Origin of the sequence: Paenibacillus bovis, assembly GCF_001421015.2 — a bacterium.
GTDB classification, from domain to species: Bacteria; Bacillota; Bacilli; order Paenibacillales; family Paenibacillaceae; genus Saccharibacillus; species Saccharibacillus bovis.
This window is the reverse complement of record NZ_CP013023.1, coordinates 5,172,531-5,185,000: the sequence shown is the minus strand read 5'-3', so window position 1 is coordinate 5,185,000 and position 12,470 is coordinate 5,172,531. Positions and strand designations below refer to the sequence as shown.

Genomic DNA, 12,470 nt, shown 5'->3' with positions numbered 1-12,470 from the left:
CAATCGAACCCGGAGATAGCTGGTTCTCCCCGAAATAGCTTTAGGGCTAGCCTCGGAAGGTGAGTCGCGGAGGTAGAGCACTGATTGGATGCGGGGCCCGCAAGGGTTACCAAGTTCAGTCAAACTCCGAATGCCGCAGACTTTATTCCGGGAGTCAGACAGTGGGTGCTAAGGTCCATTGTCAAAAGGGAAACAGCCCAGACCATCAGCTAAGGTCCCCAAGTGTGTGTTAAGTGGGAAAGGATGTGGAGTTGCTTAGACAACCAGGATGTTGGCTTAGAAGCAGCCACCATTGAAAGAGTGCGTAATAGCTCACTGGTCGAGTGACTCTGCGCCGAAAATGTAACGGGGCTAAACACACCACCGAAGCTATGGCTTGATACATTTGTATCAGGGGTAGGGGAGCGTTGAATTTAGGTTGAAGGTGTACCGTAAGGAGCGCTGGACAGAATTCAAGTGAGAATGCCGGTATGAGTAACGAAAAGATCAGTGAGAATCTGATCCGCCGAAAGCCCAAGGGTTCCTGAGGAAGGCTCGTCCTCTCAGGGTAAGTCGGGACCTAAGGCGAGGCCGAAAGGCGTAGTCGACGGACAACAGGTTGAAATTCCTGTACCACCGAAAGCCGTTATGAGCAATGGGGTGACGCAGGAGGGTAGTGACGCGGACTGATGGATGTCCGTCTAAGCAGTGAGGCTTGCATGTAGGTAAATCCGCATGCTCCAAGGCCAGGCTGTGATGGGGAGCGAAAATTACAGTAGCGAAGGTCATGATCTCACACTGCCAAGAAAAGCCTCTAGCCAGGAAGCAGGTGCCCGTACCGCAAACCGACACAGGTGGGCGAGAAGAGAATTCTAAGGCGCGCGGAAGAACTCTCGTTAAGGAACTCGGCAAAATGACCCCGTAACTTCGGGAGAAGGGGTGCCCCGGTAGTGTGAATAGCACGAGGGGGCCGCAGTGAAAAGGCCCAAGCGACTGTTTAGCAAAAACACAGGTCTGTGCGAAGCCGCAAGGCGAAGTATACGGGCTGACGCCTGCCCGGTGCTGGAAGGTTAAGGGGAGTGGTTAGCGCAAGCGAAGCTATGAACCGAAGCCCCAGTAAACGGCGGCCGTAACTATAACGGTCCTAAGGTAGCGAAATTCCTTGTCAGGTAAATTCTGACCCGCACGAATGGCGTAACGATTTGGGCGCTGTCTCAACGAGAGATCCGGTGAAATTTTAATACCTGTGAAGATGCAGGTTACCCGCGACAAGACGGAAAGACCCCATGGAGCTTTACTGCAGCTTGATATTGAACTGGGGTGCGATTTGTACAGGATAGGTGGGAGCCTACGAAGAGGGAGCGCAAGCTTCCTTGGAGGCGCCGTTGGGATACCACCCTGATCGCATCTGAGTTCTAACCTGGTACCGTGATCCGGTACAGGGACCGTGTCAGGTGGGCAGTTTGACTGGGGCGGTCGCCTCCTAAAATGTAACGGAGGCGCCCTAAGGTTCCCTCAGAATGGTTGGAAATCATTCGAAGAGTGTAAAGGCATAAGGGAGCTTGACTGCGAGACCTACAAGTCGAGCAGGGACGAAAGTCGGGCTTAGTGATCCGGTGGTACCGCATGGAAGGGCCATCGCTCAACGGATAAAAGCTACCCTGGGGATAACAGGCTTATCTCCCCCAAGAGTCCACATCGACGGGGAGGTTTGGCACCTCGATGTCGGCTCATCGCATCCTGGGGCTGAAGTAGGTCCCAAGGGTTGGGCTGTTCGCCCATTAAAGCGGTACGCGAGCTGGGTTCAGAACGTCGTGAGACAGTTCGGTCCCTATCTGTCGTGGGCGCAGGAAATTTGAGAGGAGCTGTCCTTAGTACGAGAGGACCGGGATGGACGCACCGCTGGTGTACCAGTTGTTCCGCCAGGAGCATCGCTGGGTAGCTACGTGCGGACGGGATAAGCGCTGAAAGCATCTAAGCGTGAAGCCCCCTCAAGATGAGATTTCCCAACTAGTAAGACCCCTTGAAGACGACGAGGTAGATAGGTTGGGGGTGGAAGTGCAGCAATGCATGGAGCTGACCAATACTAATCGGTCGAGGGCTTATCCAAAAAGCTTCTAAAGCAGCGATGTTTCGTTTCGGATTCAGTTTTCAGGTGATCAACCTGGTAAGTAAGACGTTTGGTGATGATGGCGGAGGGGTTCCACACGTACCCATCCCGAACACGACCGTTAAGCCCTCCAGCGCCGATGGTACTTGGACCGCAGGGTCCTGGGAGAGTAGGACGTTGCCAAGCGACGAAAAAGAAAGACGTTATCCACTGGATAGCGTCTTTTTTGTTTGCTTTTTAACTTTTAGCTATTTTTTTATAGATCTTCTATTCTATAGATACTTTAAATGTGTTTTTCTCTTAATTATTATTTTGGATTACTCTTTTAGTTTTGTTATTTTTGAAATTGGTTGGTGCAGAAACGTTATTCTGGCACATTTATATACATTTGTTCCTCAATAAACGTAAATGCTTTTTCTAAGAGAAGACTAATTTTCTTTTAGGAGTTATTTTCTAATATCCGGGTTTCTGTTATTCTTACCTTTAATTGTATATGTCTACATACATAACTTTGCGTAATAACATTTGGTGATCATATCTTATCCTACACTTTTTTTGTTTTATTTTGGTTCTATGTTATTCAGGGAAGCATCATAATGTGCTTGCTGTGCTTGTTGTATTGCTTTGCGCTTTTAACGGTAGAGTCGGTATAAAAGATTATGTAGTCATAGGTAAAAAAGAAGGTGGGAGTGATATGCTGTCTTTGTTAAGGAAATGGAATACGCTGCGTAATCAGGTTTTGTTTGTTTTTTTGTTTGTAATGGTAATTGTACTGTTTATTGTGAGTGTGATGACGTTTCGTCCGATCTCTTCTATGCTGCAGGACCATACCGAGCATCAGATCCAGCAAGTTGCTGTAGAAGCTAATGGTCGTTTTGAATCTTTATATGAGCAGATCAATATGGTGTCCAAGCTGGTAACCACCAATCAGAATGTACAAAATGTATTGCTGCGCAAATATTATAATAAGCCGGTATCTTTTAATGAAAGGCAGGATCTCAAAGGGATTGTAAACACTATTCAAGCCAACTCGGATGGTATTTCTTCATTTGAGCTATATACCAAACAGCTGGAGAGGATTCTGCCTCTGGATGATGTGAGTCTATCCGGGAGGCTGACCAAGGAATGGATTGCCAAAGCGGATGCAGCAGGAGGTCGTCTCGTATGGATCGGTAATGATCCGACAGACCGGAATTACTTTCTGGCTATCCGGCGCGTTAATTTGATGGATCATCACTACAGTACGGGTGGATATGTACTTGTCAGTATGTATCGTTATTATTTTCAATTTACCAATCCGCAGCCTGCTCAGGAGACCGATCAGTATTCTATCCTTCTGGGACAAAAGATGGAAATGATCAGCTCCAACTATAATGGACCGCTGACTAATATTATCCATCATCCACAGGAGATGCCTATCGTGAATCTGAACAACCAGCAGTATATTATGGCAAGGCAGCATTCGGCAGTAACCAATTGGACTGTTTTGATCCTCACTCCTGTAAGCGCTCTCTACAAAAGTATCGATGTGCTGCGTACAGGGATTTTGTATGCAGGAATAATAGGAATCCTTATTTTTTTTATTTGTTCCTATCTGTTATCGACGATTATTACCAAGCCCATTCTGCGGCTTACACGCACTATGCAGCAGGCGATTGAAGGTCCTTTGGCTATCAATCCGGAGATTCATGCAGTTAATGAAATTAACGAGCTGAACAGCACTTATAATCAGTTGGTAAAAGAAACAAATCATTTGATCCAGATGGTATATGAAAAGGAAATCACCCGCAGTCGCAGTGAACTCAAAGCGCTACAGGCACAAATCAATCCTCATTTCCTATTCAATGCACTGGATGCGCTCCGCTGGTCACTGGAAGATCGTAACCAGGAGGAACTGGCCGAGCATGTGATAGCGATGTCCAATTTATTTCGTTATACGATTAGCCGACAGGGTGAAGATGAATGGGTCATGCTGCAGCAGGAAATTCGGCATATTAACAATTACATGGAAATTATGCAAATGCGCTTTGGGGAGCGACTTCATTATTCGATAGACATGCCTGACGATATCTCTCATGTGCGAATCCCACGTCTGCTGATTCAGCCGTTGGTAGAAAATGCGATATTGCATGGAGCCGGCAACAAAAAAGGCGATTGTACAGTAAGTGTACGGGTTCGTCCGGATAGTAAGGATAAGCTACTGCATATCGTAGTACAGGACGATGGCCCTGGTATGGATACAGAGACACTGGAACGTATTCAACAGGCTATGCGCTCAGGAGGAATTGTTCCTGCAGCAGAAGAAGGGGAAGGAAACGGAATAGCTTTGTCCAATGTATATCAGCGGCTGAGGCTGTATTTCCCTGATCAAACGGATCCGTTGCGTATCGAAAGCAGACTGTATAAGGGGACTTGCATTTCTTTTACGATTCCAATGCAGCTTAGATAGGAATAAATAAAGTTCAGCGTTTATATAGAACAAAATTAGAGAGCGATAGATACAGATCAGCAATAAACAGGGGCAGACCCGAGAGCGATAGATACAGATCAGCAATAAACAGGGGCAGACCCGAGAGCAATAGATACAGATCAGCAGTAACAGGACAGACCTGAGAGCAATAGATGCAGCTTAGTGACCGATAGATTTGGACCAGAAACTAATAAATATATACCAGAGACTAAGAATAAAACAGTTAGCAGCTAAATCGTATAAAAAGGAGGCAGTGCGTATGTATGCCAAAACGATTCTGATTGTGGATGATGAACCGCGTACACGGCAGGGAATGAAAAAGATGCTCGATCAGTGGTGTGATGGCAGCTGCCGGATCATGATAGCAGCAGATGGAGAAGAAGCCATTGAAATTATGAGAAAACAGCATGTTCATGTGCTGTTGACTGATATTCATATGCCCGAAATGAGTGGATTAACGATGCTGCGAAATATCCGTGAGCATGGTTTGTCACCGGTCGTTATTTTAATCTCGGCCTATTCGGAGTTCGGTTATGCACAGGAAGCCATCCGGCTCGGAGTAGTAAATTATCTGCTCAAGCCTATCAGTAAAACCGATCTGATTGCTGCTGTAGAGGTGGCACTGCAGGTAGAGGAAAAACAGACAAGGGCTATTATTGTCGAGAAAGTAGTGGATAACCGATTGGTCCAGGTCAATGAGCAAAGTCAGACGGCCACAGAACGAATACGCTCTGCGCTGTATTATATCGATACCCATCTGGAAGAAGAACTCACATTAAAGGAACTGGCTGATCATGTGCATCTTAATCCCAGCTATTTAAGTGTATTGTTCAAAGAACAGGTTCATCTGACGTTTAGCGAGTATGTGACTCGTCAGCGTATTCAGCGTGCCAAAGAATTACTGATTTCTACCAGTCTGCCGGTTGGGGATATCGCGGAGCAATCGGGATATCGTACCGCCAAGTATTTTATAAAAATATTCAAGGAAATAGAAGGTGTGACTCCAAGCAGTTATCGCAAATCGATTCACTAAATACACATATAATCCGAATATATACCAAACCTCCAATAAAAAGAGAATTTTTACCAATCACTGTTGCCTTATGCCTGCCAGAGTCAGCTGATAGACTTGAATTATAGTCACACGGCTATAAACACATGGAGGAGGTAGTTTCATTGAACAAAAAGAAAGCGCTTCCCATTATAATGGTTTTGGTAGTTATGCTGTCTTTGGCTCTCTCCGGCTGCACATCGTCAGATAATAATGCGAGCGGAAGCCAAGGTGGCAGTAATGGACAAACCGTTATCAAATTTATGCATTTGTGGCCGGAGGGCAGCTCTAATGCCCAGTACACTATTGTTAATGAGATTATACAAGATTATGAAAAGCAGCATCCCGATATCAAAATACAGACTGAAATCCTGGGCAATGATCAGTATCGTGAGAAGCTGAAAGTACTGGCTTCTTCCAATGAACTGCCTGATGTAGGCATGACCTGGTCGGATGGATTTCTCAAACCCTATGTAGAAGGACAGCTATTCACGCCGCTGGATGATGTTATTGATGCCAATTTGAAAGATACTTTTATTCCGGGTGTCAAAGAATCTTATGCGATCGATGGCAAAACCTATGGTATGCCGCTGGAATTGAATATTTCTTATATTTTCTACAATAAGGAATTATTCAAAAAGTATAATCTGCAGGTGCCCAAAACGTACAGTGAATTCAAAAATATCGTCAAAACGCTAAATGACAATAAAGTGATTCCAGCTGCAGTCGGCAACAAGGAAGGCTGGCCGGGATCGTTCTGGTTTATGTATCTGGTGGATCGAATTGGCGGGCCAACGATCCTGACAGACGTTATCCAGGGTAAGCGCAGCTTTGACGATCCGGCGATTGTCCAGGCCGCTACAGAAGTACAGAACCTGGTCGATATGAATACATTTGAAAAAGGAAATAGTGGTCTATCCAACGATGAGGCCAAAGGATACTTTATGAACGAGCAAGCAGCCATGTTTTTGACAGCTACCTGGGAGCTGCCTAATTACACGACCAGCCCGGATGTACCACAGGCTTTCAAGGATAAAATCGGTTATTTCAAATTCCCTCTGTATGAAGGTGGGAAAGGAACAGATATTAACAGTTATGTCGGTGGACCCGGTGTAGGGCTATTCGTTGCAGAAAATTCCGAAGTCAAAGAACAAGCCAAAGACTTTGCTGCTTTTCTGGTAAAAGAATGGGGAAATAAATCAGTGACCGATGCAGGTGTTATTCCTGCAACCAAAGTGGACACTGCCGGCAAAAAGCTGGACCCAATGTATGTAGAGATTCTCAAAGACCTGAGCAGTGCTTCCAATGTAACGACCTACTTTGATACCCAGGCCAGCCCTAATGTGGCCGAGCTGCACCATGATCTGATCGCTGCCCTGTTTGGCAAGCAAATTACACCACAGCAGTTTGTTCAGCAGACAGCCGCTGCCCTAGCGGAAGAAAGCAATTAACATCATTTTGGGATAGAGATTGCACAGTGCCTGAACGGATGGCCTCTATCCGATCTGTATGCTTTCGTTGAAAGGGATTAGAAGCTGTAACAGCCGGATGTGTCTGTAAGTTGTGTTTTGTCATTTGTACATGGAGGAGCATTTCGGTGCTCTTCCTTTTGTCAAAAGGAGGAATGAGAATGAAAGCAGTCATGTCCAACAAAAGCGCAATCGCGCTGTATGTACTGCCGGCGCTGCTGCTGATTCTGATTATCATTTATATCCCCCTGGTGCTTACCGGATATTATGGCATGATGGATTGGAAAGGCTTTGCCCCGATGAAGTTTATTGGTCTTGATAATTACAACAAGCTGATCCATGATTCGATGTTCTGGAAAAGTACGTATCATTCCGTACTGCTGGGAATCTGCTCCACGCTCAGCCTGCTGATCTACCTGGCTGTATCCATGGTTTTGGCCAGCCGGATCAAGGGAGCCAATCTGTTCCGCAAAATCTATCTGATTCCCATGCTGCTGTCATCGGTAGCGATAGCCCAGCTATGGTCCAAAATCTACGATCCCTCCAATGGTATGATCAATCATCTGCTGACCAGCATGGGGGTGCAAAATCCACCGCTCTGGTTATCCGATCCGAATATTGTACTGTTTGCTATTTTTGTACCGATTGTATGGCAGTATGCCGGATTTTATATCATTATCTATTATGCCGCTCTCAAAAATGTACCGGAAGAAGTGATCGAAGCAGCAACGATTGATGGAGCCACCCCCTGGCAGGTAGCCAGTCGCATCAAGCTGCCGCTGATTGCTCCGGTATTCAAGGTGACGATTATACTGGCGCTTGTTGGTTCCCTGAAATATTTTGACCTGATTTTTGTGATGACGGGCGGTGGTCCCAATCATGCGAGTGAAGTCATGGCTTCCTATATGTACGGAGAAGCTTTTAGCAAATACAATTTTGGCTATGGCAGTGCTATTGGCTTTGCGTTGCTGCTGATCTGTCTGCTCATGACCTGGCTGATCCGGAAACTGACAACATCAGGTGAAGATGTCCAATACTGAGGGAGTGGATGAACATAATGAATGAGTTTGCCGCACATAAAAGGTCTGATACTGTTGCGGACACCCGGGTCAAAGCATCCTTGGGAAGTCGCCTCGGTTTTGGCGTACTTTATCTGATTCTGGGGATACTGGCTGTGATCCAGATTTATCCGCTATTCTGGCTGTTTTTATTCTCGTTGAAAACGAATCAGGAAGTATTCGGTATGTCCCCGTTTGCCTTACCACAGCAGCCGCAGTGGGCGAATTATCCGAAAGTATGGAGTCAGGGACATATCAATCTTTATTTTTTTAACAGTGTCTGGTATACGGTTGTTGCCGTTCTGCTGACAATCATCCTGGCCAGCTTTGTAACTTTTGCGATTACGAGAATGAACTGGAAGCTGAGCAAGTTCGTGCTGGGATTGTTTATTGTGGGCTTGATGATTCCGCTGCACTCTACATTGATACCTCTGTTCAACTTTTTCAAGCATGTGCATCTGATCAATAATCCGCTGTCGGTTATTTTATCGTACACGGCTTTTAATTTACCGGTTACGATAATGATTTTGCTGGGGTTCTATCAGGCGATTCCGCGTGAAATAGAGGAAGCCGGTGTAATGGATGGCTGCTCGGTACACCGGATCTTTTTCCGGATTGTATTACCGCTGACTACGCCGGTGCTTGCGACTACTGCTATTATTAATATGATTTATAACTGGAACGAATTTGTATTTGTAAATACATTTATCAGCTCGGACCGCTGGAAAACGCTGACTGTAGGCGTCAACAATTTTGTTGGGCAATATTTGACCGACTGGGGAGCGATCGGTGCTACACTGATGATCAGCATTTTGCCTATTCTGATCGCATTTTTGCTGCTGAGCAACCGGATTGTGGAAGGACTGGCTGCCGGTTCGGTTAAAGGCTAATCATTCATTTTGTACACTATTATAGATAGACACTATTAAGAAACCGTAGATAGACATGATTAAAAGGAGCTTTCCTGGTGCAGGAAGCTCCTTTTAATCGTGTACCAGGACTCACTGTACTCTATAGCTTTATAGCGAGCGGTATAAAGCAAATGATCCAGGTTTTGTTCAGTTAACCGTGACCGGTGGAGCAGCCAATAGATCCATCCCGTTCATATAAGGACGCAGGGCAGCGGGAATATAGATACTTCCATCTTCCTGCTGATGATTTTCCAGCAGTGGAATCAGGATTCGCGGCGATGCTACAGCCGTGTTATTCAGTGTATGGCAAAAACGCAGTTCTCCGCTCTCTGTACGATAGCGTATATTGGCACGACGTGCCTGAAAATCATGAAGATTCGACGAAGAATGGGTCTCACCGTAAGCTTCCCTTCCAGGCATCCAGGTCTCGATATCATACTGCTTGTAAGTTTTCTGCGACATATCGCCAATACAGACAGCGACCACCTGATAAGGAAGCTCAAGCAGCTGCAGCAGTTCTTCTGCATTACCGGTGATCTCCTGAAGAATCTGTTCCGATACTTCCGGATCGGCTTCACAGAGAACGACCTGCTCGACCTTGGCGAACTGATGTACCCGATACAGTCCGCGCACATCCCGGCCTGCTGATCCGACTTCACTGCGAAAGCTTTGCGAAGCTGCAGCCAGCCGAACAGGCCCGCCCGATAGGTCGATAATTTCATTCTGGTAGTACGATACAAGAGCAACCTCGGAAGTACCGGTAAGCCAGCGATCTTGCTGATCGATCCGGAAAGTCTGATCGGTTCCAAGCGGGAAAAAGGCAGTATGGTACATGGCTGCACCATGCACCATCATCGGTACTTCAAGTGGAGTGTATCCTTTGCTCACCAGCAGATCAAATGCCAGCTGCTGGACAGCACGATGCAGGAGTACACCATTTCCTTTTAAATAATAATTGCGGCTGCCGCTGACCTTGACGCCGCGTGCCGTATCGATCATATCATGCAGCTCGCCCAGCTCCATATGGTCTCTCGCCACAAAGTCAAACACCGGGGGCGTGCCTGTCTGCCGCAGCAGCAGGTTGTCCGCGTCCGATTGTCCATCCGGCGTGTCCGGTGATACGGTATTGGGCACAATCGCCATTAGGGCGTTATATTTCTCAAGTACCTGCTCAGCCTGCTGTTCCAGCTGATTCAGCTGAAGATTAATATCTCGCACCTGCTGCTTCATATTTTCGGCGGTGGCAGGAGAGGTATGGATCTGTGCACTGATTTCACGGGTGAGTGCATTGCGCTGCTGCCGCAGCTGTTCGGTCTCCTGCAGGGTACGGCTGCGCATTTGATGCTGCTCCAGCAGCTCTGCAATAGACAGCCTGATATGCTTTTTGTCGGCAATTTCCTGAAGGGTGTCGGCGTTCTGTCGAATGTACTGAATATCCAGCATAGGTGGCTCGCTCCTTTTCAAATAGGCAATTCGATTGACTGCCAATTATTCTGAAAAAACACAAAGAACGCTCCTCATCAACTTGGGACGAGGAGCGTTCTGCTCGCGGTGCCACCCAATTTGACCGGAGTACGTATGACTCCGATCCACTCAGGTTCCGTGATAACGGGCGGATACCGTTTAACTTGGGGCAACAGCCGCTGTGCCGTTTATAGCTCAGGGTTGTTCCTTAACGAGAACGCCTCCAGGTTGGATTCCTTTCAATGGCCGTTTCGTGATATGTATTTGTGCTAGTGTACTTGATTGAATCCATAACGTCAAGCCGGAAATCGTCTGTGTATTCATCCCTGGATTCCATAGAGTGTCCGATTGAGGTATGATCAAAATATGCTGAACAGCTGTAGCGGACAGGAGGTTTTTGGATGAGTACTCAAGATGCGAGTATTACCTATTTATTATATCGTTGCGATGGTCGACGTAATGAACCGGGCTATTTTTTCGGTACCGCACGGCCGGGAGATACGAACTATACCGATGAAGAACTGCTTTTTGTTTATTTTACGGATATTGACCAGCTGCTTCCGATAATCGAGAAGCAGTATCCACTGACTGATCCCAAAACGGGCGAAGTCTACGACCGCTTTGATCACTGCTGGGATAATCCTATTGCTGCACCGGTCTGGCAGCAGATTTTGGAGGAGATGCAGCATTTCCCGGCAGAAAATGAAGATCATCGTGCTTTTATTGATTTGTTTGTTGAATGGGTGCGAGAGAGGCTTCAGCATGCCGATGAGATTATTGTAGAGGGTACTTTATAGAGCAACGAATAAACAAGGACCAAATCTTGGAGGAAGGTGCAACGATGCTTGAAATTATACATATCGAAAAAGAACCGGTGGAAGTGCTTCAGTATAGTACGGCAGCTCCAGGCAGTCAGGGTGTAGAGTATAAGCAGCTGCCTGTATACAAAGGTACACTAAAAGGCCTTCCTGCTACGATAGATGCCATTATTATCACCTCGGATTTGCAGGGAGTGACCTCAGAGGGTTTGCCGGATCTGGAAAAGGAAACTTCAGAATATTTAGCAAATAAACATAAGGATTCGCCGGTAAAGGATACACCCGATTGCTTGGAATCCTGTCGCTTGCTGGGCGAAGAACTGGCAGCACATCTGGAACTGCTGCTGCAGATCGAATGGCCGGGTATTCAAAAAGAAAAGACACTGACGTTATTATGTGGTGATCTATATGCGGATCCGCTGAAAAGAGGTGCCAGTGGCAGCCCCATATCAGTCTGGGAAGCTTTTCGGAAAACATTTGGATATACGGCTGCCGTATCAGGTAATCACGATATTTTTGAGGATGATGATATGGAATTCTTGAATATTTCTCCACATGCAGTCTGGATGTTACAGCCACAGCTGCTGGATATGGCCAATCTCCGTATTGCCGGATTAGGCGGAATCACGGGCAGACCGGATAAACCCAATCGAATAGCGATACCCGAATTTCTAAAGCAAATGGCTCGTCTGCTAAAGAAAAAAACGGATATTATACTTATGCATCAGGGACCGGATGACCCTGTGAATCATCGACCCGGAGATCCGGCAGTACGACTGGAATTGGAAAAGCACGATCCGATCTTGCTCTGCTGCGGTCATGTAGGCTGGCAAACCAAAGACGATCAGGAGCATTATGCAAGACTGTCAAATGGAACCCAGATACTGAATACCGACGGCAAAGTATTTATCTTCACTTCCGAATAAAAATCAATAATGCTGCGACCATACCGATAAACTGCAGCAGCTAAAAGCCAAACAAAGTTCTCCTGTCTGCTATTGGCAAAACGGGATTTTATGGTATAATATTATAAAGTCAAAGAAAGTCAAAGTCAGCGAGCAAATGCAGTAAGATATCTGCCTGTAGAATGGATGTGATCCTGCAAAGGAGCGATCTGTTCCTATCTGTATAACAGATTGT

At 46.4% G+C, this 12,470-nt stretch carries 8 protein-coding genes and 2 rRNA genes (1 of these 10 only partly in view); 9 read left to right on the top strand and 1 reads right to left on the bottom strand.

The window, feature by feature from the left end; translation table 11 throughout:
• The 7 genes from AR543_RS22335 to AR543_RS22305 form a co-directional block, all read left to right on the top strand.
• Window positions 1-2,089: ribosomal RNA gene (locus tag AR543_RS22335) — 23S ribosomal RNA — on the top strand (it extends 834 nt beyond the left edge of the window).
• A gap of 69 nt (window positions 2,090-2,158) precedes the next feature.
• Window positions 2,159-2,275 (top strand): 5S ribosomal RNA (rrf, locus tag AR543_RS22330).
• Between the two features lie 508 nt (window positions 2,276-2,783).
• The gene (locus tag AR543_RS22325) at window positions 2,784-4,538 is read left to right on the top strand and encodes a sensor histidine kinase (RefSeq protein WP_060536462.1); all 1,755 of its coding nucleotides are present in this window, start codon (window positions 2,784-2,786) and stop codon (window positions 4,536-4,538) included.
• 280 nt (window positions 4,539-4,818) lie between these two features.
• Window positions 4,819-5,592: a response regulator transcription factor gene (locus tag AR543_RS22320; RefSeq protein WP_060536461.1), complete on the top strand. Its 774-nt coding sequence runs from the start codon at window positions 4,819-4,821 to the stop codon at window positions 5,590-5,592.
• A 125-nt stretch (window positions 5,593-5,717) separates the two neighbouring features.
• The gene (locus AR543_RS22315; RefSeq protein ID WP_060536460.1) at window positions 5,718-7,061 is read left to right on the top strand and encodes an extracellular solute-binding protein; all 1,344 of its coding nucleotides are present in this window, start codon (window positions 5,718-5,720) and stop codon (window positions 7,059-7,061) included.
• Between the two features lie 179 nt (window positions 7,062-7,240).
• Window positions 7,241-8,119, top strand: a complete 879-nt coding sequence (locus AR543_RS22310) for a carbohydrate ABC transporter permease (protein ID WP_060536459.1) — start codon at window positions 7,241-7,243, stop codon at window positions 8,117-8,119.
• A gap of 17 nt (window positions 8,120-8,136) precedes the next feature.
• The gene (locus tag AR543_RS22305; protein ID WP_174703776.1) at window positions 8,137-9,027 is read left to right on the top strand and encodes a carbohydrate ABC transporter permease; all 891 of its coding nucleotides are present in this window, start codon (window positions 8,137-8,139) and stop codon (window positions 9,025-9,027) included.
• 168 nt (window positions 9,028-9,195) lie between these two features.
• Here AR543_RS22305 and serS read toward each other — a convergent pair whose 3' ends face one another.
• On the bottom strand, window positions 9,196-10,491 hold the full coding sequence (serS, locus tag AR543_RS22300) for a serine--tRNA ligase (RefSeq protein ID WP_060536458.1): 1,296 nt from the start codon (window positions 10,489-10,491) through the stop codon (window positions 9,196-9,198).
• Window positions 10,492-10,913: 422 nt separating this feature from the next.
• On the opposite strand from serS, the gene AR543_RS22295 reads away from it, so the two are divergent.
• Together AR543_RS22295 and AR543_RS22290 are read left to right on the top strand one after the other, a co-directional pair.
• Window positions 10,914-11,309: a hypothetical protein gene (locus tag AR543_RS22295; RefSeq protein ID WP_060536457.1), complete on the top strand. Its 396-nt coding sequence runs from the start codon at window positions 10,914-10,916 to the stop codon at window positions 11,307-11,309.
• Window positions 11,310-11,353: 44 nt separating this feature from the next.
• The gene (locus tag AR543_RS22290) at window positions 11,354-12,256 is read left to right on the top strand and encodes a metallophosphoesterase family protein (protein WP_060536456.1); all 903 of its coding nucleotides are present in this window, start codon (window positions 11,354-11,356) and stop codon (window positions 12,254-12,256) included.
• The last annotated feature ends 214 nt before the right edge of the window (window positions 12,257-12,470 follow it).

What these genes read in the sequence shown, in the direction of transcription:
- AR543_RS22325 (WP_060536462.1), top strand. Translation starts at nt 2,784, where the DNA reads ATGCTGTCTTTGTTAAGGAAATGGAATACGCTGCGTAATCAGGTTTTG.
- AR543_RS22320 (WP_060536461.1), top strand. Translation starts at nt 4,819, where the DNA reads ATGTATGCCAAAACGATTCTGATTGTGGATGATGAACCGCGTACACGG.
- AR543_RS22315 (WP_060536460.1), top strand. Translation starts at nt 5,718, where the DNA reads ATGGAGGAGGTAGTTTCATTGAACAAAAAGAAAGCGCTTCCCATTATA.
- AR543_RS22310 (WP_060536459.1), top strand. Translation starts at nt 7,241, where the DNA reads ATGAAAGCAGTCATGTCCAACAAAAGCGCAATCGCGCTGTATGTACTG.
- AR543_RS22305 (WP_174703776.1), top strand. Translation starts at nt 8,137, where the DNA reads ATGAATGAGTTTGCCGCACATAAAAGGTCTGATACTGTTGCGGACACC.
- serS (WP_060536458.1), bottom strand. Translation starts at nt 10,491, where the DNA reads ATGCTGGATATTCAGTACATTCGACAGAACGCCGACACCCTTCAGGAA.
- AR543_RS22295 (WP_060536457.1), top strand. Translation starts at nt 10,914, where the DNA reads ATGAGTACTCAAGATGCGAGTATTACCTATTTATTATATCGTTGCGAT.
- AR543_RS22290 (WP_060536456.1), top strand. Translation starts at nt 11,354, where the DNA reads ATGCTTGAAATTATACATATCGAAAAAGAACCGGTGGAAGTGCTTCAG.